This window comes from Shewanella decolorationis S12, assembly GCF_000485795.1.
Classification (GTDB): Bacteria; Pseudomonadota; Gammaproteobacteria; order Enterobacterales; family Shewanellaceae; genus Shewanella; species Shewanella decolorationis.
This window is the reverse complement of the sequence record NZ_AXZL01000076.1, coordinates 60526-83683: the sequence shown is the minus strand read 5'-3', so window position 1 is coordinate 83683 and position 23158 is coordinate 60526. Positions and strand designations below refer to the sequence as shown.

The following is a 23158-nucleotide window of genomic DNA, read 5'->3' as shown; positions in this document are numbered from 1 at the left end:
ATCGGTGTTGTGATGACCATTCCTAAGCCTTCTACTTCCCCTGAGCCTTCTCCTGAGTCGTTAACCTTTGCCGAGCTTGGCATCAATTCGACGTTATGTTCGGTATTGCCTGCCGCACTCAAACAGCCGACACGGGTGCAGCAATTAGCGATTCCGGCGATTCTGGCTGGGCGAGATGTGTTAGCGCTATCGCAAACCGGTAGCGGTAAGACCTTGGCTTTTGGTTTGCCCTTACTGCAAGCAGTCTATCAACAACTTCAGCAGCAAGTCGTATTAGCGGGGGCTGAGTCTGTGTCATCCTCGGCCAGCAATACGCAGGCCTTAGTGCTCGTGCCGACACGGGAGTTAGCGCAGCAGGTGAGTGAGGCGCTGCAAGCGCTGGCGAGTAAGTTATCGTCTTCTTTGAAGATGCAGCTCCTCTGTGGCGGCATAGCACAGGAAGAACAATTAGCCGAACTTGCTGCTAAACCGCAGCTTATCGTGGCAACCCCAGGGCGCTTATTGGATTTATGCACACAGTCCCATCTCAGTCTCGACTCGATTAAATACCTAGTGCTAGACGAAGCCGACCGCTTACTGGAAATGGGATTTTGGCCCGATGTGCAAAAGCTAATGGCAATGATGCCTAAGTGTAAGCAAATCTTACTGTTTTCTGCCACCTTGCCCGAGGCGTTGGATGCCTTGGCGGGTAAATTGCTGAGCAATAATCCCCTTCGGGTTGAGGCCAGTACACGCAATGCTGTCGTCGCCGAAATCGAAGAGCGACTGTATTTAGTCAATAAGGGCAGTAAGGCGCAGGCATTGATTGCGTTACTCAAACAGTATCGATGGCCGCAAGTGCTGGTGTTTATCAGTGCCCGCGACGATGCCGATGCGATAGCGAAACGACTACTTAAGGCGGGGATAAATGCTGCTGCGCTGCACGGCGAAAAAGATCAAACCGTGCGCAGTCAAACCTTGGCCGACTTTAAAGCCCATCGCATTCAAGTGGTGGTGGCAACAGATTTGATGGCCCGTGGTATTCATGTCGATGCCTTGCCTGTGGTGATCAACTTAGATTTACCCTCCAGTGCGCCTGTGTATGTGCACCGCATTGGCCGCACCGCAAGGACGGGCGCTAATGGGCTCGCCATCTCTTTGGTGTGCCATGGTGAAATGCTAAGCTTAACCGCGATCCGAAACTTGACGGCGCGTGAGTTACCGTTAGCATCATTGGCGGACTTTCCTGTGACCGATAAGCCGAGCGAAAGAGTCAGAGAGGACGGTACTGATAATAAAGTGGCACCTAAGCGCCCACCTCGGGATAAACAGGCAAATCGTCGCAGTCTTAATAAGCACAGCATCAAAGCCTTTAAAGGTAAACGTTGAGAGAGCCTGCGCTTCTATCCATAAATGGCTAGCACTTATTGGCTGCTGTTTACCTGTGTGCTTATTAATATTAGAAGTTTACTCACATTAGAGGCTTACTTACATTAGAGGCTTACTCTGATTAAAGGATCCGGCATGGCGTCGAAATTGACTATAGGTAACGCACTTCACCACATGGTAACTCACGGTTTAACTACCCAACGTTTTACGCTTCGGCCATTTCAGCGAGCGGATCTCGAGGCTTTTACCGCCTATCGAGCCGAGCCTAAGGTCGCCAAATATCAAAGCTGGACGGATTACTCTTATAGCGATGCTGTCGCGTTATTTGAGAACATTGATTACGCACAATTTGGCGCGGCGGAAACTTGGTTTCAATTGGCTATTGTCAGTACTGCATCAGCAGAGACGCCTGCCACCTTAGTGGGCGATTTGGCGCTGCATTTTATTGATGAGCAGCAAATGGAAATCGGCTTTACGATTGCGCCTGAGTATCAAGGCCAGCAGGTTGCGTTTGAGGCCGTCAGCGCATTACTGGATTTCCTCTTTGTGGCATTAGATAAGCATCGTGTTATTGCGATAACCGATACTCAAAATCTTGCCAGCTGTCGATTACTCGAAAAACTCGGTTTTCGGCGCGAAGCCCATTATGTGAAAAATATCTTCTTTAAGGGCGCATGGGGCGATGAATACCTCTATGCCATGTTAAGGGAAGACTATATTGCACCTTAACTGGCTCGAAGCTTCCTCGTGCTGTAAAGCAAGTTCTGAATGTCGTTTGGCTTCTGCTTGCTATCTCAGTAAAATCTTAATCATGATTAGCTAGGTTCGGCCTCGTTCGGATTAAGGAGTTCCCTATGAAAGCAACAACACTCGCCTTAGTGGCGGTTGGACTCACGTTAGGATTATCGGGCTGCGCGACCACTAAATCGCCCACGGGACGTAGCCAAACCTTGCTTTATTCATCCTCGCAAATGCAGCAAATGGGGGATGCTTCTTTTGAAGAAATGAAAAAGCAGCAAAAGATCAGTAGCGATAAAAAGCTGACACAGTACGTAAATTGCGTGGCGAATCGCGTCACCGCGGTGCTGCCCGACCAAAGCCAGAAGTGGGATGTCGTCTTGTTCAACTCCGAGCAAGTTAACGCCTTTGCATTGCCTGGCGGACACATTGGCGTGTATACCGGGTTACTTAACGTCGCGAGTACCCCGGACCAACTGGCAACCGTATTAGGCCATGAAGTGGCCCACGTATTAGCCCAGCATGGTAATGAACAGGTCTCACGGGCGCAGATGACGGGCATGGGGATGCAAATCGCCGATGCCGCCCTTGGCGCGAGTGGCGTCTCAAATCGTGACTTATATATGTCGGCTTTAGGACTGGGTGCGCAGGTCGGGGTGATTTTACCCTTTGGCCGCGCTCAAGAGAGTGAGGCAGATGTGATGGGACTGGAGCTGATGGCGCGGGCAGGGTTCGACCCAGCGCAGAGCGTGGTGCTCTGGCACAATATGTCGAAAGCGGGCGGTAGCCAAGGGCCAGAGCTGTTATCAACGCATCCATCCAACAGTAATCGCATCGCCCAACTCGAGCAATTACAGGGGCAAATGCAGCCTTTGTATCAAAGCGCAAAGGCGAATATTAAAAACCAATGCGTGTTGCCTAAATAGCGATTTAGCGCATGGCGCTCGTTTAGATGCAGGCCTTATCTTGCCGCAATTAGGCGCTATTACCAGGGCGTGTTGACGTTTCTAGATTAGATTTTGTTCGTTCTGGCAAGCAAGTGCTCGCGAAACGAGGAATGATGTGTATTCTACTCAAATGACGAGCGGCTCTTATGACAGAAAGTAAGAGCAAGTGCTTGCCAGACGAACCCTTCGGGCAGCATTTGGCTGACGTTTCTGCTGCGTTATCGTCCGTTTATGTAGAATAACTACACCGCACAGACTTTGCCTTGCATAAACGGTGAGCCAAATTGCTGCAAAAATAACCCTGAAACGTCAACACGCCCTAGATAAATAAGCATCGGTTACGTAAAATCGCCGCCAAGGTTAAATAAGCAGTCAGTTTATCAGCATAGGGCGTGGAACTATGCTAAACTGGCGCGCAAAATTCCATTGAACATTGAGAGTCGTTAATTATGTCTGATAAATTCAGTACTGTTGAACAGCAAGCAAGCTATGGTGTCGGTCGTCAAATGGGCGAGCAACTGGCTGCCAATTCTTTTGAAGGTGTGGATATTGCTGCCGTTCAAGCTGGTTTAGCCGATGCATTTGCTGGCGTTGAAAGCGCGGTTTCTATGCAAGATATGCAAGTTGCATTCACTGAGATCAGCCGTCGCATTCAAGCGGCTCAAGAGCAAGCTGCTGCCGAAGCTTCTGCCGAAGGCGAAGCGTTTTTGGCAGAAAACGCTAAGCGTGCAGGCGTGATCGTGACTGACTCTGGTCTGCAATACGAAGTATTAGTTCAAGGTAGCGGTGCAAAACCAACCTACGAAGACACTGTTCGCACTCACTACCACGGTTCTTTCATCAATGGTGACGTGTTCGACAGCTCTGTTGTTCGTGGCCAACCAGCTGAATTCCCAGTATCTGGCGTTATCGCTGGCTGGACTGAAGCCCTACAACTGATGCCAGTTGGTACCAAGTTAAAGTTATTCGTCCCACATCACTTAGCATACGGTGAGCGTGGTGCGGGTGCTTCTATTCCTCCATACTCAACCTTAGTGTTTGAAGTCGAGTTATTAGACATCGTCTAATGTGATTGAAACGCCTAAGCCAGTCTTAGGCGTTTTTGTATGGAAGTGATGAACAGGTTTGAGGAGATTGAAATGGGTGGACAAGTGAGAGTTGCAATTGTCGGTGCGGGTGGACGCATGGGACGGACTCTTATTGAATCGGCTTATCATCAAGAGCACATTCGCTTAGGCGCGGCTATTGAGCGTCCGGGTTCAAGTTTAGTCGGCGTTGATGCAGGCGAGCTTGTCGGTGTGGGTAAGTTAAATGTCATTATCATGGATTCGCTCGACTATGCGACCGATGACTTTGATGTGCTGATTGATTTTACTGCGCCAGAGGCCAGTATTGTCCATTTAGACTGGTGTGTACGCCATAAGAAAGCCATGGTGATCGGCACAACGGGTTTCAATCATGCTCAAAAAGAACAGATCAATGCCTTTGCCGAGCAAACGCCGGTAGTGATGGCGCCGAATATGTCTGTGGGTGTCAATCTGATGTGGAAATTGCTTGAGTTGGCCGCTGAGGTCATGGGCGATTACACCGATATCGAAATTATCGAAGGTCACCACAGATATAAGAAAGACGCACCATCTGGCACGGCACTAAAAATGGGTGAAGTGATAGCCAAGACCTTAGGGCGTGATCTCGAAAAATGCGCCGTCTATGGCCGCGAAGGGATCACTGGCGAGCGCGACCGTGAAACTATCGGTTTTGCGACTGTGCGCGCGGGCGACTTAGTGGGTGAGCATACCGCCATGTTTGCTGATATCGGTGAGCGTTTAGAGATCACCCATAAAGCCTCTAGTCGTATGACCTTTGCTAATGGCGCTATGCGTGCCGCCCATTGGTTAGTGGAGCAAAAACCGGGTCTGTATGACATGCAGCAGGTATTAGGTTTGAATTAACAGAAAAAACGCCATATTGGCGTTTTTTTTTGCACTCAGATACCAAGGTGTAGACGAGCTTGGGTTTATCCTGTAAACTCGCTGGAATTTGTCAAAATTTCGTAAATCAGCGGAAATTGGTATCTTAACACAACATAAAAACATTATATTTCAGTGGCTTGGCTCTTTATGGAGGTCGCGTTGACAAAGTCTGCCTTACTCGTACTCGAAGATGGAACCGTATTCACTGGCACAGCGATAGGTGCCGATGGTCTCTCTGTTGGTGAAGTTGTTTTTAACACTTCCATGACAGGATACCAAGAAATTTTAACTGATCCCTCTTATTCACGCCAAATAGTAACTTTAACCTACCCCCACATTGGTAACACTGGTACCAATAATGAAGACGTCGAATCCAATGGGGTTCATGCTTGTGGTTTAATCATTCGCGATCTTCCACTCGTAGCAAGTAGTTTCCGCAATCAGCAAACCCTCAGTGATTATCTCAAAGCAAACAATGTTGTTGGCATCGCAGATATCGATACTCGTAAATTAACTCGAATCCTCCGTGAAAAAGGTGCCCAAGCGGGTTGCATCATGGCGGGTGCTGACTTAGATGAAGCGAAAGCACTGGCTGCGGCTAAAGCCTTCCCAGGTTTAAAGGGCATGGATTTAGCAAAAGAAGTGACTACAGACAAAGCCTACCCATGGCGCAAGGGTAGCTGGCGTTTAGTGGGCGGCTTACCTGAAGATACACCAGCCGAAGCGTTGAAGTACAAAGTCGTTGCCTACGACTACGGCGTTAAGCAAAACATCCTGCGTATGTTGGTTGACCGTGGCTGTGACGTGACCGTTGTTCCGGCAAAAACATCGGCTGCTGAAGTGTTAGCGATGAACCCTGACGGTGTGTTCCTCTCCAACGGCCCTGGTGACCCAGAGCCATGCGACTACGCAATTGAAGCGATTCAACAAATCCTGAAAACCGATACGCCAATTTTCGGTATCTGTTTAGGCCACCAGTTACTGGCATTGGCATCAGGCGCAAAAACCTTAAAGATGAAGTTTGGTCACCATGGTGCTAACCACCCAGTGAGCAATATCGAAAAAGGTAACGTGATGATCACCAGCCAAAACCACGGTTTTGCTGCCGATGAAGCCACATTACCTGCCAATATCAAAGTGACTCACAAGTCACTGTTCGATGGTTCACTGCAAGGTATCCATCTAACGGACAAGCCTGCGTTTAGCTTCCAAGGTCACCCTGAAGCGAGTCCAGGTCCGAACGATGCGGCCCCACTGTTCGATCACTTTATCGAGCTTATTGAACACTATCGTCTTGTAACGAAAAGTCAGAACGCTAAGTAATACGCAAGCTAGGAGAAGAGAGAAGCAATGCCAAAACGTACAGATATAAAAAGTATTCTTATCCTAGGTGCAGGCCCAATTGTTATTGGTCAGGCGTGTGAATTCGACTATTCAGGCGCTCAAGCCTGTAAAGCCCTGCGTGAAGAAGGTTACCGCGTCATTCTGGTGAACTCTAACCCTGCCACCATTATGACCGACCCTGAAATGGCCGATGCTACTTACATCGAGCCAATCCAATGGGAAGTGGTGCGTAACATTATCGCCAAAGAACGTCCTGATGCGATTCTGCCAACCATGGGCGGTCAAACCGCGCTGAACTGCGCCCTTGAGCTTGAAGCTAAAGGCGTACTGGCTGAATTCAACGTTGAAATGATCGGTGCAACCGCCGATGCGATTGATAAAGCAGAAGACCGTAGCCGCTTCGACAAAGCCATGAAGAGCATTGGCTTAGAGTGTCCACGTGCGGGCATCGCCCACAGCATGGAAGAGGCCTATGGTGTACTAGACCTCGTTGGTTTCCCTTGTATTATCCGTCCATCATTCACTATGGGTGGCTCGGGTGGTGGTATCGCCTACAACAAGGAAGAGTTCGAAGAAATCTGTTCTCAAGGTTTAGATTTATCGCCAACTAAAGAGCTACTCATCGATGAGAGCTTAATCGGTTGGAAAGAATACGAGATGGAAGTGGTTCGTGACCGTAACGACAACTGTATCATCGTCTGTTCTATCGAAAACTTCGACCCAATGGGCGTGCACACCGGTGACTCTATTACCGTTGCCCCAGCACAAACTCTGACTGACAAAGAATACCAGCTGATGCGTAACGCCTCTATGGCGGTACTGCGTGAGATTGGTGTTGAAACCGGTGGTTCGAACGTACAGTTTGGTATCAACCCGAAAGATGGCCGTATGGTGATCATCGAGATGAACCCGCGCGTATCACGTTCATCGGCACTGGCATCTAAAGCGACAGGCTTCCCGATTGCGAAAATCGCCGCCAAGTTAGCGGTCGGTTTCACCCTCGATGAGCTGATGAACGACATCACTGGCGGCCGTACGCCAGCGTCATTCGAGCCAGCCATCGACTACGTCGTGACTAAAGTACCTCGCTTTAACTTTGAAAAGTTTGCTGGTTCAAACGATCGCTTAACCACTCAGATGAAGTCAGTGGGCGAAGTGATGGCGATTGGCCGTACTTTCCAAGAGTCACTGCAAAAAGCCCTGCGCGGTTTAGAAGTCAGCCGTCACGGCTTTGACCCAATCACTGACTTAACCAAAGCCGATGCCTTAGCGCGTATTCGCCTCGAGCTGAAAGAGCCAGGCTGTGACCGTATTTGGTACATCGCTGACGCTATGCGTGCGGGTTTAACTCTGGATGAAATCTTCCGTTTAACCAACATCGATCCATGGTTCTTAGTCCAGATTGAAGAGCTGATTAAGCTGGAAGGCCAAGTGGCCGAAGGCGGTTTAGCCGGTCTTAACGAAGAACTGCTGCGTAAGCTTAAGCGTAAAGGTTTTGCCGATGCGCGTCTGGCGGCGGTCCTTGGCGTAAACGAGACTGAAGTCCGTAAACTGCGTGACCGTTTCGACATCCACCCAGTTTACAAGCGCGTAGATACCTGCGCGGCTGAATTTGCCACCGACACCGCTTACATGTACTCAACCTATGAGGAAGAGTGTGAAGCGAACCCATCTGACCGTGAAAAAATCATGGTGTTAGGTGGCGGTCCAAACCGTATCGGTCAAGGTATCGAATTCGACTACTGCTGTGTGCACGCGGCATTAGCCCTGCGTGAAGACGGTTATGAAACCATCATGGTGAACTGTAACCCTGAAACCGTTTCTACCGACTACGACACCTCAGATCGTCTGTACTTCGAGCCTGTTACTTTAGAAGACGTGTTAGAAATCGTCCGTATCGAGAAGCCAAAGGGCGTTATCGTACAGTACGGTGGTCAAACGCCGCTGAAACTGGCTCGCGCCCTTGAGGCGGCTGGTGTGCCCATTATTGGTACTAGCCCAGATGCGATTGACCGCGCAGAAGACCGTGAGCGTTTCCAGCAAGCGATTCAACGCCTGGAAATGAAGCAACCTGAAAACGATACAGTCACCACCGTTGAAGGTGCCGTGATTGCCGCTGAGCGTATCGGTTATCCATTAGTTGTTCGTCCATCCTACGTACTGGGCGGCCGCGCGATGGAAATCGTTTACGACCAACAAGATTTACTGCGCTACTTCAACGAAGCGGTCAGCGTATCTAACGCTTCGCCAGTACTGTTAGACCACTTCCTAGACGATGCTATCGAAGTGGATATCGACGCAGTATGTGACGGTGAAACCGTGGTTATCGGCGCGATTATGGAGCATATCGAGCAGGCCGGGGTTCACTCAGGTGACTCTGGTTGTTCACTGCCGCCTTACACCTTAAGCCAAGCTATCCAAGACGAAATGCGCGTACAAGTGCGTAAGCTTGCGATGGAGCTGGGTGTTGTCGGTCTGATGAACGTACAGTTTGCCGTGAAGAATAACGAAATCTACATGATTGAAGTTAACCCACGTGCAGCACGTACCGTGCCATTCGTATCGAAAGCCACAGGTGTGCCGTTAGCTAAGATTGCCGCCCGTGTGATGGCGGGTCAAAGCTTGAAGGCACAAAACTTCACTCAAGAAGTGATCCCACCTTTCTACTCAGTGAAAGAAGTGGTACTGCCATTTAACAAGTTCCCTGGCGTTGACCCACTGTTAGGCCCAGAAATGCGCTCAACGGGTGAGGTGATGGGCGTGGGCGATACCTTCGCCGAAGCCTATGCTAAGGCGCAGTTAGGTGCGACTTCTGAAGTGCCTAAGTCTGGTCGTGCTCTGTTGTCTGTGCGTAACAGCGACAAGAAACGTGTTGCCGACTTAGCTGCTAAGTTGATTGAGCTGGGTTATCAAATCGATGCCACCCACGGTACTGCGGTTATCCTAGGCGAAGCGGGTATCAACCCACGCTTAGTGAACAAGGTACACGAAGGCCGTCCACACATTCTTGACCGTATCAAGAATGGTGAGTACACCTACATAGTGAACACCACCGAAGGCCGTCAAGCGATTGAAGACTCTCGTCAATTACGTCGCGGTGCACTGCGTTACAAAGTGAACTACACCACGACCATGAACGCTGCATTCGCCACTTGTATGGCACACGCTGCGGACGACCGCACTAACGTGACCTCAGTGCAAGAGCTGCATCAGCGCGTCTTGGCTAAATAAGCCATAAGCTTCTGTAATCAAAAGGCCGGGTAACTTAAGTTATCCGGCCTTTGTTTTTAAGGGGTAAAAGGTTTATAAACCAATACGCTCGGTTTCCATTGGCGGCGCATCATTGGGCAGCCAGCGATGATAGATTTGTGCAAAGGTGCCATCGGCCTTAATACTGATAAGTGCTTCTTTCCATTTATCGATTTCTTCACTTGGCGTTCCCTTCGAAAAGGCAATGTACAGATGATTCGCACTGATAGTGTAGAGGGATTTGACATCATCAATGCTCGCCCCCGCTTCGGCCAAAATGCTTGGCGCTGTGAGATTAGCATTACACCATAAATCAATGCGTTGCTTCATTAACTGCTTAGCGCTCAGTAGCGGGGTTGAAGAGGGCGCGATATTGGAAAAACCACGCTCGAGTAATAATTGCTCTTCGACTGAAGAACGATATACGCCAATTGCTTTTGCCTGCTTAGCATCTTCAATTGAGTTTATGTTTAATTGACTGTTTTTCAGGGCGTAGAAGTTTGTTGTACCGACTGCAACGGGGCCTATCATACTAAACATGCGCTCTCGCTCGGGTGTACGAGTCATAGTAAACAGCACTGTATTAGGTTGCTCCGTCATAATCTTCCAACCGCGAGCCCAAGGCACAACCCTTATTGGCTCATGGTTATTAAGTCGTTTTTGGATTTCTTGTACGACTTGTACCGCTAAGCCGTCGGGTTTTCCGTCAACGGAAAAGCTAATGGGAGCCCATTCTTCCGTATAAATATTGAGAGTGGCTAGTGCGAATCGTGGAATACTGCACAGAAAAATAATGAGCACTAAGCGAATGACAGATTTCATTAATAACCCTAAAAAATTAGAATGTTATATGCGAGTCTCACGGCATGCTCTCAATGAATTAAAGATGACAAGTCTTAAGCTAGCAAGCGACTTTTGGGTTATTTTGTTATCTGTAGGCTGGTAGATGAAATTGACGATTGAACAATATCGATGATTTGAGGCAGATAAAAATAAATACTTTTTGCAAAAACAACGTCAATTGATCTTGTTAGGAGGAGACGAGTGAGATTGTGAGTACATTACAAGCAATAAAGCGCCAAAGGCGCTCTATTGCTTGATGTTGTTTTTACTGGCGGTAAACATCACGTAGTAGATTATCGAGACAATTAACGACTCGCATACTTGAGTCTTCCATTAAACGTAATTGTCTGACCATTTCGGGTAAATTGCCTTTTTGTCTAGCTGCAAGTGCCGCTTTACCCGCATCGTGCACCGCTTTATGGGGAGCGTCCAGCGCTTTGAAGTTGCTTAAATGCTGATAATTCTCTGCGCCAAAGCCTTTAAAATACCATTGGCCTAAACGGCATTCCGTATGGCTGTTTACATCATGGGAGTGATGATTTTTTTCAATCAGTTGATATACATTACTTTTCCAAACGGCGTGGTCTAGTTTTGTCGTATTTAAAAAGGATGCCGTCGCAGCATTATGAATCACATGCTGCATTTTGTTAGAGCGTTGCAACACATCTTCAACCACTTGGCCTATTTGAGTGGAAGAAGAGGCAACATCGAGAGCGCTGTTTTGATTGTTATGAACAATCTCTTTGATATTTGAAGCTTGCGTCACAATCTGTTTAACCAGCTTCTCGATTTGGCTACTGGCCTCATGTGCTTTACTGGCTAATTGCCTGACTTCATCGGCAACAACGGCAAAGCCACGACCTGCTTCACCCGCCCGAGCGGCTTCAATTGCTGCGTTAAGGGCGAGTAGGTTGGTTTGCTCTGAGATCCCTTGGATAGCTGCAACAAATTGGTTAATAGATGAGGTAGTGCTGTTAAGCTCAGTCACCGCCTTCATACTATTTGTGGCTTGTTCATTGATATAGCTGGCTCGGTTGCCTAAATTCCCTATGGCTACTCGTGTTTGATCAAAAATTTTATCTAATTCAGATAATGATTCTTTTTCTTCAGTGAGTAATTCGGCACTGCTTGCAAGTCCTTCTCTCACTGCATTTAACATCTCGCCACCTTGGTTTTGGCAGGCGATGACTTCGCTGTATAAATCAGTATTTTGACGGGATTGTTGCTGCATAGCCTCGTTTTCGCGGGCCATATTCTTCAGCTCTTCAAGTTCTGATTCATATCTATGCTGTTGATCAATTAACTGTTTTTTTAGAGCTTCGTTTTCTGCTTTGAGTCTGGAATTAAACCACATAAAAACCTCTAAACCGTTATTACTATTGTTATGGCTACTGCTTTTTAACGTCTATGGTGCAATCCCTGTCAATGTTAAGATTAGGTAAAATTTTTCTGATGGTGAAATATTAACTTATCTCAACTCTTTATTCTTATCTTTTTATTAATTAACAGTGGATTTATGAAGTTGATCAAATAAATTGCCCAATATATTCCCGAAATACAAGATGATAAGGTCGATTTTCATAATATTATCATCGGCTAAGATGCGGTTTATTTTAGAGAAAGACTCAGCCGTCTAGGGGGCTGACGCTTCATAACCATGGATATTTCTAATTAGCTTGGCGCTTATCGATGGCATAATCAGCCAGCTGAATGTGGCTCTCTGGGGGCATCATTTACCCCATAGAGCCACATTGATATCAGGTCTTATTTACTGAGGCTAAGTTTGCCATATCGACAAACGTTAGTCGTGAAGTGTCAGCACCCTAAACGTCACAGCGTGTATGAATTCCATACTCCTCTATCTATGCCGCCGGTAAATCTAAAATCATGGTTGCAATACTAAAATAAACCAGCACACCAATGATATCGGCTATTGAGGTGATAAGTGGCGCGCTGGCTGAAGCGGGATCCATTTTTAACTTGCTGAGTAAAAAGGGCAGTGACATGCCAATCAGGCTGCCAATAATCACCACTATTTGCATGGTCAGTGCGACGACGAGGGCGATTTCAGGGCCGCCGCGCCAGAAACCGAGCAAGGATACCGCCAGTGCCATGCTGGCACCGAGTAAGCCCGCAACCCCTAACTCGCGCCCCAGCAGTGATAGCCAATCCTTGAGTATCACTTCACCTGTAGCTAATCCTCGCACCATTAAGGTAGCGGATTGTGAGCCAGCATTACCGCCGCTGTCGATAAGTAAAGGCAGAAAGAACACTAAAGACACATAGCTCGAAATCGTATCTTCGAAAAAGGCGATGCCCGCCCCCGAGAAGATATTGCCAAAGACCAAAATCACCAACCACACCACACGCTTACGGTAGAGTAGTCCTATGCTTGCGGTCTTTAAATTGTGCTCGATATTGCCTATGGCCGCGGTTTTGGTGAACTCGAGATCGGCCTGCGAGCTGGCAATGTCCATCGCATCGTCATAGGTCACAATCCCCACCAATTGCCCTTTGCCATTGATAATGGGCAAAGCTAGCAGATCGTAATGGGCGATCATCTGCACTGCTTCTTGGCATTGGGCGTTAGCATCTAAGGCAATGGGGTTGGGCTTCATAAAATCGACCACCCGTTCTTCCGGCTGAGCAAGCAGTAATTGCCGTAGCGAGACTGTACCTATTAAGCGCCCCAACATATCAACCACATAGGCTTGATATATGGTTTCTTTGTCGGCGGTTTCCGTGCGGAGCATATCAATCGCTTGTGCGGCGGTATGTCGACTATTGAGCAAGGTATAATCCGATGTCATCGCCGCACCGACCTTAGTTTTATCGTAGGCGGCTAAGGTGCGCAGCTCTTCCCGTTTAGCCTGCGCTAACACGGGCAAGAAGAGTTGTTGCTGCTCGGGTTCAAGCAGATTGTAGAGATCGGCGCGTTCGTCCGCCGCCATCGTTAGTAAGAGCGACGATAGTGTTGCTTTATCAAGCTGTTGCACTAATGCCGCTTGCTGATCATCGCTTAAATAGCGCAGTAAATCGGCGGCAACTTTTGCCGGTGCCAGTTGCAAAAATACTAATTGCTGTGACTGACTAAAGGTGCTGAGCGCGGCGGCGATATCCGCGGGATGGCGCTCTTTGGCCAAGGCGACCATGCCAGCGCTGTCGCGCTGCTCTAGGATGATTTGCAGGGCTAAGATAATTTGCTTAGTGTTTTTTTGGTTGTTGTTCATGTTCATAGGTCATTCTCCCAACGAGCTATTATTTAAAGAAAAAAGTGATATCTGCACCGAATTGCTGGGCGCTTCCCATAAGGTCGTTGCCTAGACTGAATTCGAGTTGGAACCGTCTTTTAAGTAACCATTGATAGGCAAGCCGGTAGGCGTGTGCTTCGGATGCCTTGCGATAAATTTCGCCGAACCATTGCTGATCTTCACTCGGCGCTAAGGCAATGGCGACGCCCGCGATCAGTTGCGGCGACTGAGCCGCATGTTGATAAAAGCCCAAATTGCTATAGAGGCGTAAATCCCGCGCCATCTGATATCCCATAATACCGAGCACTTCTGCGGCAATGGGGTGATTGTCTTGATGATGGTGTTGCAGATTAATGGCCAGCGCGCTCTGCCAAGGGCCTGTGTCGGCATGTAAGGGCAACTTAATGCCCAGCTCGGTTTGCTGTTCGTTATTGCTGCTGTTTGTTTGACTTTCAAAAGCTAAGAGTTGATTTTCAACGCCTAGGTGTTGATGTTCAAAACCTAAGTGCCATTCCCATTGTCCTTGGTTGCAGGTTGCCGCCGTTTTGAGTGTTGTTGCAGAGTGATCCGATCTAGGTTGTTGCCAGCCGAGCTGAAGCTCGCAACGTTCAGCGATGCCGGGATCATCAAGGTCCAGCAATGAAGCGTTCGCCGTGACACTAAGGCATAGCCCAAATAGGGCTAAAGGTTGCCGGGCTAAAGTGGATGTATGCTTGATATAAGCCATAGGTAAACTCCCAAATTAAGGGAAGCCTACTGGGGCAAAACATGTGTGAAGATGTATTCAATGGCCAGCACTTTAGCTCCAGCGCAAGGCCGGATAAAACCAATAGCCGAGCGTATGCACGGGCATGATTGGCAATGGGTAAAGGCTTAAATTGAATATATGGGAGTGGAGTGAGGAAGCGTCACGCTACTACCCTGCCTAGCAGGTAGCAGCAACAACATTGCGGGCTAGTGCTAGGTGTTTAATCCTGTCACTTGGACAGGGCATCTACTGTCACTTATGTGTGTGCCCACAGTGGGTCTCCGCAATGATAAAAGTGGCTAGATTCTAAACCGCTAAAGCTAAAAGTCAAACCTGAACACTAATTAGCTATGTTTATGTTTGAATATGGTTTTTATTTTTGGATGAATTGAGTTGGTTGGTTTTAATCTTGCTGCATCATGGTGGCTAAGTGTTATCGGCTGGTGTTTCGGTTGTTGGTTTTGTGTTTTTTTGGGGCCTAGGTCGTTGGTGGCAATACACACTGTGATTGATGATTAAATCGATTTAGGTATAACCTTAGGTATCAGTCTTTATGAGTCACATCCTTGCCTAAGTAATTGGGTAAAAAGATATTTTGACGCGAAAATCCGTTAACGGCGCTGTTGAGTGCATGATTTGGCTAAAGAGGAATAATACCGTGGCGCAGGATTCCCCAGAATTGTCGAGTTCGACCGAGGCAACGCAATCGAATATTAAAATTGCGACCGTGAATCTATTTAACTTTATTGAGCCGCCCTCAGCCTTTTACGACTTTGAGAATATCTATAGCCACGGCCAATGGCAGAAAAAGTGCTACTGGTTTAGCGAGTTTCTAGAGCAACATCATCCGGATATTGTCGGATTTCAGGAGGTGTTTAGCCCCGAACCGTTACGCCAGCTTGCGTTGCAGCAGGGACTCACCCACTTTGCTGTGGTCGATAGTGCGACCTTGGTCAGTGACTATATCTACCAAAGCCCTGTGGTGGCTTTGGCTTCTCGCTTCCCTATCCTTGAGGTACACGCTATCGAACCAGAGGCGCACTTAGTGGCGGCGATGGGCCTGTCGAGCGAATTTGCCTTTAGCCGTAAAGTGTTACGGGCGACGGTGGCGGTGCCGCAGATTGGCCCCTGTGATTGCTATGTGGTGCATTTTAAATCTAAGCGGCCGGGATTAGCCCTAGAGCCTCATCCTTTGGGCTTGTCGTTAAATGCGCCATCGGATCTTAAGTTACACGCCGAGACTAAGCTATTAACCGAACAAGCCCTCGGGCGTTGGGCCTCGACCATGCAGCGGGGCGCCGAGGCTGCATTGCTGTTCCATGCCATACTCGCCAGAAGACAGAGTGCCAAATATCCAGTGATCCTGATGGGGGATTTTAACGATAGTTTGTCCTTAGGCGCGCTGGATGCGTTAACGCTCCAAGGCGAAACGCTGCACAGTAACGATATTAAAGCCGCAGGGCTTGGGCATTTATCCGACGCGGCGTTAGCGCAAGTGTTTGGCCACTATCGATTACAAGATGCCTATGAGCTATTTATCGAAGCCAATGTAGCCGATAACGCTATCCATTACCGTGAGCATAGGGCGCCCACCCATTACTATGGCCCTAAAGGTTCTGTGCTGGATTATGTGTTGCTTTCCAATGAGTTTGATGCCAGCGATAGCCGCAGTTTGGCGCAGGTGGTGGATTATCAAACCTGTGATAGACACTTAGTCAGGCCGGAATATGAGCGTGATGCCTATAGTACCGACCATGCGCCCGTGATGGTGGAGTTGGCACTGCGGCGCTAGCGGTTCGAGCCGCTGCGAATGTATAGAGCGGCTCAAACTTTAATCGTTCGGCTGAACACTCAATATCAAGCCTAATTGAAACCAAGCTTGCAGTGCTTGTAACAGCTGCTGCATGGCCTCTTCTGGCGCAAAAAAGTTCAGCATCAATTCGCATTGCTCGGCAATATTGGCCCCGTGAATAAATCCTTGAATTAAGGTTAATTGGTATTCTGCAAGGGAGATAAACTCCGTTAAACGACTCTCGCCGCGCCAAAGTAGCCAAGCGCGTTTACCTTGATAATCGGGCGCGGGCGGGACTTGTTGATGCTTTAAGGCTTGCCAGGTTTCGACCGCATTGCTGGCACACTCAAATAGCTGCACGCTAGGGTGAAAACGCAGTTGGCGATAGGGCCAAGCGTCTGCGGGTAAGGATTGCAGCGCCGCAAAGCTTGCCCTCCGTTCATCCTTGGCATCGAAGGAGTTGAGTAGTCTACGCTCGAATCTGGCGATATCACTGATAATCGGATACTGACTAAAAAAAGCGTCGCTGGCTAAATAGTCAGGTAGGGCATCGGCAAATTGGCGTAGCGAAGTAAAACGTGAGGGCTGGTGGGCGATATAGCCATTGGCCATGCGCGCGAATAAGTCATCGCCTAAATACAGACCGAGTATTTCATGGTCGGTATCGAGGACTTCGGTTAAGCGAATGCGATAGGCATTGGCGTAAATCTGCATGCGGATATCACGGCCAACGCCGCCTTGCTCGGCAACCTTGTCGCTAAAGGATTTCTCTATAGTTTCTGCTACCGGCGTTTGGGCGGCACTTGCCAGTAGATAATCCATAAACTGCTGTTGGATCTCGCGAAGTTGACTCATACCACCGTCTCCTGCCGCGGCCTGTAAACCAGAGGATGTGATTCGCCTAACGTAGTGCGGGCGATATTGCGGGCAATCGCCAACTCGGCTTCCAATGCATCAAATTCGGGGATATTGGCATCGCGCTCGATCATAGTGCTCACACCGCCAAAGCGGGTTAATGCCCGCCGATACAGCTCCCACACACTGGGGCAAACGTCGTGGTCATGGGTGTCGATAACATAGTCTCCGTAATCCGAGTGGCCCGCTAAGTGAAATTGTTGCACCCGATTAGGCGCGACTTGCAGCAGATAATCCTCAGGGGGAAACTGATGGTTACGGGCGCTGACATAGATGTTGTTGATGTCTAACAACAATAGGCAATCGGCCTCCTCGGCTACTGCGTTCACAAATTGCCACTCATTCATGGTCGAATCTTGGTAGGACAAATAGCTGGAAACGTTCTCCATCAGAATGCGGCGGCCTAAAAAGTCCTGCACTATGCCAATGCGCTCGGCCACGTGTTTGACGGTTTCTTCGGTGTAGGGCAGGGGTAATAAGTCATGGCTATTGATGCCGTGAATAGAGGTCCAGCAAATATGATCGGAAATCCATTGGGGCTGCACTTCATTGGCAAGTTGTTTGAGTGCCTTGAGATAATCCATATTCAGCGGATCTGTGCTGCCGATGGATAAAGATACGCCGTGCATCACCAGCGGATAACGCTCGGCAATCTCACTCAGGTAATAGCGGGGTTTTCCGCCCGCGACCATAAAGTTTTCCGAGAGTATCTCGAACCAGTCGACCTCGGGCTGATGCCTAAGCACATGCTCGAAGTGTTGAGTTCGCAGTCCTAAACCAAAACCTAGAGTGGGGTGAGTGAGACTCTGCTTATCCATGTATAAACCTTATGCTGACTGAGTGGCTGAAGCGATCAATATTCCGACCGCTTCTTTATCGATAAACACCTATTTGTCTTAGGCGCCGACTTTACCGCCCAAGTCACCACAGGCTTTGGCTGGGGTGGCTACAAAACCACTGCCTTTACAGCTGGCGTGTCCGGCGCAGGCATTGTCTGCGGTCTTGCAGTCGTTGTGGCCTTTGCAGGTATTGATGCCATAGCAGTGTACTAGCTCGGTATTAGCGATTTTGCCCACCCAATCATCGGCCACTTTGCCGCCGACATCGCCACAACTCTTGGATGGCATAGCCACAAATCCACTGCCTTTACAGCTGGCGTGGCCGGCGCAAGCGTTATCGGCAGTTTTACAATCGTTATGGCCTTTACAGGTATTCATGCCATAACAGTGGACGAGATCGCTACTGTCGGCGCTGGTCATGGGTTCTGCCGCATTGACTTGGCTTGCCATACCAGCCATGGCCATAGCAAGTGCTGCACCTGAAAGTGCGGTTTGGGCTTTCTTATTCATGGTATCTTCCTTTGCATTTTGACTAAATGAGTCATCTTGTTGATTAGCTTGCTTTTATAACGACAGCACCAATAGGCAGCATAAAAAGCGAATGAGTAAACACAGGAGCTTTTGCCGCTTTGAGTTAACTCCTGTTACTCGCAAAAGACCTTAATGGGCGAGAATATCTTTCAGCGAATGGGTATTTCTGCCATCAAACAGCCCGATGATTTGCCAAAAATCGGCTGTGACAACTGGGTTTTGCAGCGAAAACTAAGCTATGATCGCCATCACTTAGCGCGGCACAATTACGCGTTGTTGACGGTGGACGCGCGTAGTTTGCGGTGGATGGCTCGCGCTCAAACGATATTAGGTATATTATCCGCTTCCATTTTTTTGAAGACGGCGCCTGACGAACTTAACGCAGTTTGTTGTGGCGGTTCAATTTAGCAAGGCGGTACTTTTTTAAGGCGGTACTATGGCAGTCAGAATCAAACTTAAACCCGGTCGCGAAAAGTCCCTTGAGCGTCGTCATCCTTGGGTCTTTTCCAACGGGATCCACAACGTTAAAGGTAAACCCGAAGCGGGCGAGACCGTCGATGTGGTTGCCCATGATGGCCATTGGTTAGGCCGTGGTGCTTGGTCTCCTGAGTCTCAAATCCAAGTGCGTATTTGGACTTTTGATCGCGAAGAAGAAATTGACCGTGAGTTTTTTAAGCGGCGTATTCTGCGCGCCCAAGCGGGACGCGACGATCTTATTCGTGAGCAAGGCTTAACTGGCTACCGCTTAATTGCCGCCGAGTCCGATGGCTTGCCTGGTATCACCATTGATAAATACGCCAATGTGTTAGTCTGCCAATTGCTGAGCATGGGCGCCGATGTATGGCGTGACACTATTGTCGATGTGCTCGCCGAGCTGTATCCCGATTGCGCGATTTACGAGCGCTCGGATGTTGATTCCCGTAAAAAGGAAGGCTTATCTGCTACTATGGGATTGCTCCATGGCACACTGCCTGAGATGCCTGTCATTATTGAAGAAAACGGTATCAAGATTGCCGTCGATGTGACTAAGGGTCATAAGACTGGTTTCTACCTCGACCAACGCGATAACCGTGCTATGGCGGCGCGGTTTGTGAAGGGCAAATCGGTTCTGAACTGTTTTTGCTACACGGGCACCTTTGGTCTGTACGCCGCTAAGGCGGGCGCGGCCAGCATTGAAAACGTCGATGTGTCGGCGCTTGCCCTCGATACTGCGCGTTTGAACATGCGAGTCAATGGCTTAAATGATGACAATGTGCATTACAACGAAGCCGATGTGTTTAAGCTGTTACGCCAGTACCGTGATGAGGGTAAAACCTTCGATGTGATCGTACTCGACCCGCCAAAGTTTGCCGACAATAAGTCGCAGCTCAATGGCGCCTGCCGCGGCTATAAAGATATCAACATGATTGCGCTGCAATTATTAAATCCGGGCGGGGTGCTGTTGACCTTCTCTTGCTCGGGATTAATGCCTGCGGATCTGTTCCAAAAAATCGTTGCCGATGCGGCTTTGGATGCCAAACGTGAGATCCAATTTATCGAGCGTTTAAGCCAAGCGAGCGATCACCCGATTGGTAGCGCCTTCCCAGAAGGTTTTTACCTCAAGGGCTTAGTGGCTCGAGTATGGTAATCGCTTAATAGCCCTAGGGTCATAAAAAATGAGGGTCATAAAAAATGCCGGTGCAACTGCACCGGCATTTTTGTTTCTTGCATGGGAGTCTTTTGACTCACCTTGCCTTAAGCGGTAAAGGTTTTCACGCCTTCAGGGGTGCCAACCAGTAACACATCGGCGCCGCGTTTTGCGAACAGGCCGTTTGTCACTACGCCGACGATGGCGTTGATCTTATCTTCTAATTCCTTAGGATTGATGATCTTAAGGTTGTAAACGTCGAGGATTACGTTGCCGTTATCAGTCACAACGCCTTCACGGTACACTGGGTCTCCGCCGAGTTTGACCAGTTCACGGGCCACGTAAGAGCGCGCCATTGGGATCACTTCAACAGGCAGTGGGAATTCACCTAAAATATCCACTTGTTTAGTGTTATCCACGATACAGACAAATTTTTCAGCCACAGCTGCAACGATTTTTTCGCGGGTTAATGCCGCGCCACCGCCTTTGATCATGTCCATATGGCCGTTGATTTCATCGGCTCCATCGACATACACGGATAATTTATCGACGCTGTTTAAGTCATAAACCGGGATGCCAAGGGCCTTCATCTTCTGAGTTGAAGCTTCAGAGCTTGATACTGCGCCTTCAATATCAGCCTTCATGGTCGCCAAAGCATCGATAAAGTGGTTAACGGTTGAGCCTGTGCCCACACCTACAATGCTGTCCTTCTCAACGTATTTGAGTGCAGCCCAGCCTGCGGCTTTTTTCATTTCATCTTGAGTCATGTTGACATCCTGTAATGGCAAATGAGTAAAAAATTCTGAGCTTAGTATACTCTTTTCCATCAAAGTGTGTGGTGCTATTGCACTGTAGCTGTGATCTTGCTTGCAGCCCGCACTGATTTAATCCGTGTATAAAGGGCAATGCTTTAAGATAAAGTTCATTAGGATTACGACAATGCTCTATGCGGGCTTAATCTAACTAAGTTACTATGGCGAAAGCAGAATTGGCGAAAGCAGAATTGATAAAAACAGCATTATTTGTTTAAGGGAGAATGTATGGCAGGGGCGAGTTTATTAACCTTACTCGACGATATTGCATCCATTTTGGATGATGTGGCGGTGATGAGTAAGGTCGCGGCCAAGAAAACCGCAGGGGTGTTAGGGGACGATTTGGCTTTAAACGCCCAGCAAGTCACTGGTGTGAGTGCCGACCGCGAATTACCCGTGGTCTGGGCGGTCGCCCTAGGCTCGTTTCGTAATAAATTGATTTTAGTGCCCGCAGCCATGTTGATCAGCGCCTTTATTCCTTGGGCAGTAACCCCCTTATTGATGTTCGGCGGCTTGTTTTTATGTTTTGAAGGCTTTGAGAAATTACACCACAGCTATAGTCATCGCAAAGATAAACACGCGGAGCAGGCCGAATCTGACTTACCCGAGATAAGCGATCTGGCGGCCTATGAGAAGGAAAAGGTGAAGGGCGCGATCCGCACCGACTTTGTGTTGTCGGCAGAAATTATCGCCATCACCTTAGGCATAGTCGCGGATAAGTCACTGACGACGCAATTTTTTACTCTCGCGATTATCGGTATTGTGATGACTATAGGTGTTTATGGTCTGGTGGCGGCGATTGTCAAAATGGACGATGCGGGTCTGTATCTGAGTCAGCGTCAGGGCGAATCGAGCTTTACTCGCTTTAATCGTAAGTTGGGTTTTGGCTTGCTCAGCGCGGCCCCAGTGTTGATGAAGAGTTTAACCATTATTGGTACTGCCGCCATGTTTATGGTGGGCGGTGGCATTCTGACCCATGGATTACATTGGGTCGGCGAGCAAATTCACCATGCTGAGCAATTTGTGGAAACCATTGCCCTAGTCGGCCCTGTACTTGGGTTACTGACGCCGAGCATACTTAACGCGCTCTTTGGTATTATAGCGGGCGCGGTGGCGGTACTGCTGATTACGGGATTCCAAAAGCTGCGTAGCTGATCCGTTTTTGATCCTTTATTGCTGATCAGCTCACCCGAGTTGTGCGAGTGCGAAGGTGCTCGCGGCGATTATTTCAGCGCTTAAGGACGAAGTATGAAATTAATGCGTTATTGCCTTTCTCCCAATAAGTTGGCTTGGCTGCGTCAGGAATTAGGCGAACATGCCGATGAGCTTATCGCGGCGATGGATAAAGCTGGGAGTCACTATCTAGCTGGGTTAGCCGAGTCCCAAGCGGGGGACTTATCGGCAGCCGATTCGCAACTTAAGTTCCAATGGTTTCAGCAAAAGCTCGCCTTAACCACGCGCCTAACTGATGCCGAGCTGGCAAACCTTACGCCACTGTCGCTGGTGGATATAAGGGGCGAAATACGGGAGGAGATGCGGGAGGAAATGCGGGTTGAAATGCATGTTAAGTTAGTCACGCCCGATACGCTTGCCACCGCATTACAACAACTTAGTAGTGAATCCGTGTTGGGGTTTGATACCGAAACACGGGCAAGCTTTGAGCCGGGCGTTCAACATCCCTTGAGTTTAGTGCAATTGGCGACCTCCGATACCTGCTATTTATTTCAACAGACGGTATTAGGCGAGAGGCTCGCCGAGCTTAAACCTTTGCTGGAAAATGAGCAGATCCTCAAAGTGGGGATTGGATTAAGGGGCGATGGTCAAGCACTTAAACGGGATTGGGATATTCAGGTATCCCCACGACTCGATTTGAATTGGGCGATGGCGCAGCTTGGAGCAGGGAAGGAAATGGGCACGCGGCAATTGGTGGCGGCATTACTGCAAAAGCGCATCGATAAGCCTAAAAAAATTACCCTCTCGAATTGGCAACAGGTGCCTTTATCCCAAGCGCAAGTTCAGTACGCCGCCCTCGATGCATTGGCGGCGAACCTGTGTTTTTGGCAGTTAATCGACAAGCTGCAAGGTTTTTATGGCAAAGAGACTGTCGGTAGTAAACCCATATTGCCGCCGAGTTTAGCCGCGCGACTAGCAAGCTATTTTCATCCAGCTTAAGACTTGAGA

Annotated in this window: 19 protein-coding genes; 11 read left to right on the top strand and 8 right to left on the bottom strand. The window is 48.8% G+C overall.

The genetic code is table 11. The features are described from left to right. Positions 1-12: 12 nt before the first annotated feature. From SHD_RS17435 to carB, 7 genes are all read left to right on the top strand, one after another. Entirely contained in the window at positions 13-1368 is a 1356-nt protein-coding gene (locus SHD_RS17435) for a DEAD/DEAH box helicase (RefSeq protein ID WP_023268335.1), read from the top strand. 135 nt (positions 1369-1503) lie between these two features. Then, positions 1504-2097, top strand: a complete 594-nt coding sequence (locus tag SHD_RS17430) for a GNAT family N-acetyltransferase (RefSeq protein WP_039978631.1) — start codon at positions 1504-1506, stop codon at positions 2095-2097. 125 nt (positions 2098-2222) lie between these two features. Next, on the top strand, positions 2223-3032 hold the full coding sequence (locus SHD_RS17425; protein WP_023268333.1) for a M48 family metallopeptidase: 810 nt from the start codon (positions 2223-2225) through the stop codon (positions 3030-3032). Between the two features lie 470 nt (positions 3033-3502). Beyond that, on the top strand, positions 3503-4120 hold the full coding sequence (locus tag SHD_RS17420; protein ID WP_011716091.1) for an FKBP-type peptidyl-prolyl cis-trans isomerase: 618 nt from the start codon (positions 3503-3505) through the stop codon (positions 4118-4120). Between the two features lie 72 nt (positions 4121-4192). Further along, positions 4193-5005 carry a 4-hydroxy-tetrahydrodipicolinate reductase gene (gene dapB, locus SHD_RS17415; RefSeq protein WP_011716092.1) on the top strand — a complete coding sequence of 271 codons (813 nt, stop codon included), beginning with the start codon at positions 4193-4195 and terminating at the stop codon, positions 5003-5005. Between the two features lie 168 nt (positions 5006-5173). After that, positions 5174-6349 carry a glutamine-hydrolyzing carbamoyl-phosphate synthase small subunit gene (gene carA, locus SHD_RS17410; protein WP_023268331.1) on the top strand — a complete coding sequence of 392 codons (1176 nt, stop codon included), beginning with the start codon at positions 5174-5176 and terminating at the stop codon, positions 6347-6349. Between the two features lie 27 nt (positions 6350-6376). Then, positions 6377-9601 (top strand): carbamoyl-phosphate synthase large subunit, encoded by a 3225-nt coding sequence (gene carB, locus SHD_RS17405; protein ID WP_011716094.1) that lies wholly within the window; start codon positions 6377-6379, stop codon positions 9599-9601. Positions 9602-9673: 72 nt separating this feature from the next. On the opposite strand, the gene SHD_RS17400 is transcribed toward carB, so the two are convergent. The 4 genes from SHD_RS17400 to SHD_RS17385 form a co-directional block, all read right to left on the bottom strand. Beyond that, positions 9674-10441, bottom strand: coding sequence for a substrate-binding periplasmic protein (locus SHD_RS17400; RefSeq protein ID WP_023268330.1), 768 nt, complete (start codon positions 10439-10441; stop codon positions 9674-9676). A gap of 286 nt (positions 10442-10727) precedes the next feature. Beyond that, a complete protein-coding gene (locus SHD_RS22395; protein ID WP_023268329.1) occupies positions 10728-11816 on the bottom strand; it encodes a methyl-accepting chemotaxis protein in 1089 nt (362 codons plus the stop codon). 508 nt (positions 11817-12324) lie between these two features. Next, entirely contained in the window at positions 12325-13698 is a 1374-nt protein-coding gene (mgtE, locus tag SHD_RS17390) for a magnesium transporter (protein ID WP_023268328.1), read from the bottom strand. A 22-nt stretch (positions 13699-13720) separates the two neighbouring features. Then, positions 13721-14440, bottom strand: a complete 720-nt coding sequence (locus tag SHD_RS17385; protein ID WP_023268327.1) for a hypothetical protein — start codon at positions 14438-14440, stop codon at positions 13721-13723. Between the two features lie 679 nt (positions 14441-15119). On the opposite strand from SHD_RS17385, the gene SHD_RS17380 reads away from it, so the two are divergent. Then, complete coding sequence (locus SHD_RS17380; protein ID WP_039978630.1) at positions 15120-16253, top strand: endonuclease/exonuclease/phosphatase family protein; 1134 nt, start codon at positions 15120-15122, stop codon at positions 16251-16253. Between the two features lie 39 nt (positions 16254-16292). On the opposite strand, the gene SHD_RS17375 is transcribed toward SHD_RS17380, so the two are convergent. The 3 genes from SHD_RS17375 to bufA2 all read right to left on the bottom strand — a co-directional run bounded on the left by SHD_RS17375 (position 16293) and on the right by bufA2 (position 18517). Next, on the bottom strand, positions 16293-17108 hold the full coding sequence (locus tag SHD_RS17375) for an HvfC/BufC N-terminal domain-containing protein (protein ID WP_023268325.1): 816 nt from the start codon (positions 17106-17108) through the stop codon (positions 16293-16295). Next, a complete protein-coding gene (gene bufB / locus SHD_RS17370) occupies positions 17105-17986 on the bottom strand; it encodes an MNIO family bufferin maturase (protein WP_023268324.1) in 882 nt (293 codons plus the stop codon). The genes SHD_RS17375 and bufB overlap by 4 nt, the downstream gene beginning before the upstream one ends. 78 nt (positions 17987-18064) lie before the next feature. Continuing rightward, entirely contained in the window at positions 18065-18517 is a 453-nt protein-coding gene (gene bufA2, locus SHD_RS17365) for a BufA2 family periplasmic bufferin-type metallophore (RefSeq protein ID WP_023268323.1), read from the bottom strand. A gap of 457 nt (positions 18518-18974) precedes the next feature. Between bufA2 and SHD_RS17355 the strand changes: the two genes are divergently transcribed. Then, positions 18975-20165: a class I SAM-dependent rRNA methyltransferase gene (locus SHD_RS17355; RefSeq protein WP_023268321.1), complete on the top strand. Its 1191-nt coding sequence runs from the start codon at positions 18975-18977 to the stop codon at positions 20163-20165. 107 nt (positions 20166-20272) lie between these two features. Here SHD_RS17355 and rpiA read toward each other — a convergent pair whose 3' ends face one another. Further along, entirely contained in the window at positions 20273-20932 is a 660-nt protein-coding gene (rpiA, locus tag SHD_RS17350; protein WP_039978629.1) for a ribose-5-phosphate isomerase RpiA, read from the bottom strand. A gap of 273 nt (positions 20933-21205) precedes the next feature. On the opposite strand from rpiA, the gene SHD_RS17345 reads away from it, so the two are divergent. Further along, entirely contained in the window at positions 21206-22132 is a 927-nt protein-coding gene (locus SHD_RS17345; RefSeq protein WP_023268319.1) for a DUF808 domain-containing protein, read from the top strand. Between the two features lie 93 nt (positions 22133-22225). Next, positions 22226-23149: a 3'-5' exonuclease gene (locus tag SHD_RS17340; RefSeq protein ID WP_023268318.1), complete on the top strand. Its 924-nt coding sequence runs from the start codon at positions 22226-22228 to the stop codon at positions 23147-23149. Positions 23150-23158: the final 9 nt, after the last annotated feature.

Bases quoted from the DNA above. Each gene is read 5' to 3' on its own strand.
- SHD_RS17355 (WP_023268321.1), top strand. From the start codon at position 18,975: ATGGCAGTCAGAATCAAACTTAAACCCGGTCGCGAAAAGTCCCTTGAG.
- mgtE (WP_023268328.1), bottom strand. From the start codon at position 13,698: ATGAACATGAACAACAACCAAAAAAACACTAAGCAAATTATCTTAGCC.
- SHD_RS17385 (WP_023268327.1), bottom strand. From the start codon at position 14,440: ATGGCTTATATCAAGCATACATCCACTTTAGCCCGGCAACCTTTAGCC.
- SHD_RS17340 (WP_023268318.1), top strand. From the start codon at position 22,226: ATGAAATTAATGCGTTATTGCCTTTCTCCCAATAAGTTGGCTTGGCTG.
- SHD_RS17345 (WP_023268319.1), top strand. From the start codon at position 21,206: ATGGCAGGGGCGAGTTTATTAACCTTACTCGACGATATTGCATCCATT.
- carA (WP_023268331.1), top strand. From the start codon at position 5,174: ATGGAGGTCGCGTTGACAAAGTCTGCCTTACTCGTACTCGAAGATGGA.
- rpiA (WP_039978629.1), bottom strand. From the start codon at position 20,932: ATGACTCAAGATGAAATGAAAAAAGCCGCAGGCTGGGCTGCACTCAAA.
- SHD_RS17420 (WP_011716091.1), top strand. From the start codon at position 3,503: ATGTCTGATAAATTCAGTACTGTTGAACAGCAAGCAAGCTATGGTGTC.
- SHD_RS22395 (WP_023268329.1), bottom strand. From the start codon at position 11,816: ATGTGGTTTAATTCCAGACTCAAAGCAGAAAACGAAGCTCTAAAAAAA.
- SHD_RS17430 (WP_039978631.1), top strand. From the start codon at position 1,504: ATGGCGTCGAAATTGACTATAGGTAACGCACTTCACCACATGGTAACT.
- carB (WP_011716094.1), top strand. From the start codon at position 6,377: ATGCCAAAACGTACAGATATAAAAAGTATTCTTATCCTAGGTGCAGGC.
- SHD_RS17375 (WP_023268325.1), bottom strand. From the start codon at position 17,108: ATGAGTCAACTTCGCGAGATCCAACAGCAGTTTATGGATTATCTACTG.
- dapB (WP_011716092.1), top strand. From the start codon at position 4,193: ATGGGTGGACAAGTGAGAGTTGCAATTGTCGGTGCGGGTGGACGCATG.
- SHD_RS17425 (WP_023268333.1), top strand. From the start codon at position 2,223: ATGAAAGCAACAACACTCGCCTTAGTGGCGGTTGGACTCACGTTAGGA.
- bufB (WP_023268324.1), bottom strand. From the start codon at position 17,986: ATGGATAAGCAGAGTCTCACTCACCCCACTCTAGGTTTTGGTTTAGGA.
- SHD_RS17435 (WP_023268335.1), top strand. From the start codon at position 13: ATGACCATTCCTAAGCCTTCTACTTCCCCTGAGCCTTCTCCTGAGTCG.
- SHD_RS17400 (WP_023268330.1), bottom strand. From the start codon at position 10,441: ATGAAATCTGTCATTCGCTTAGTGCTCATTATTTTTCTGTGCAGTATT.
- bufA2 (WP_023268323.1), bottom strand. From the start codon at position 18,517: ATGAATAAGAAAGCCCAAACCGCACTTTCAGGTGCAGCACTTGCTATG.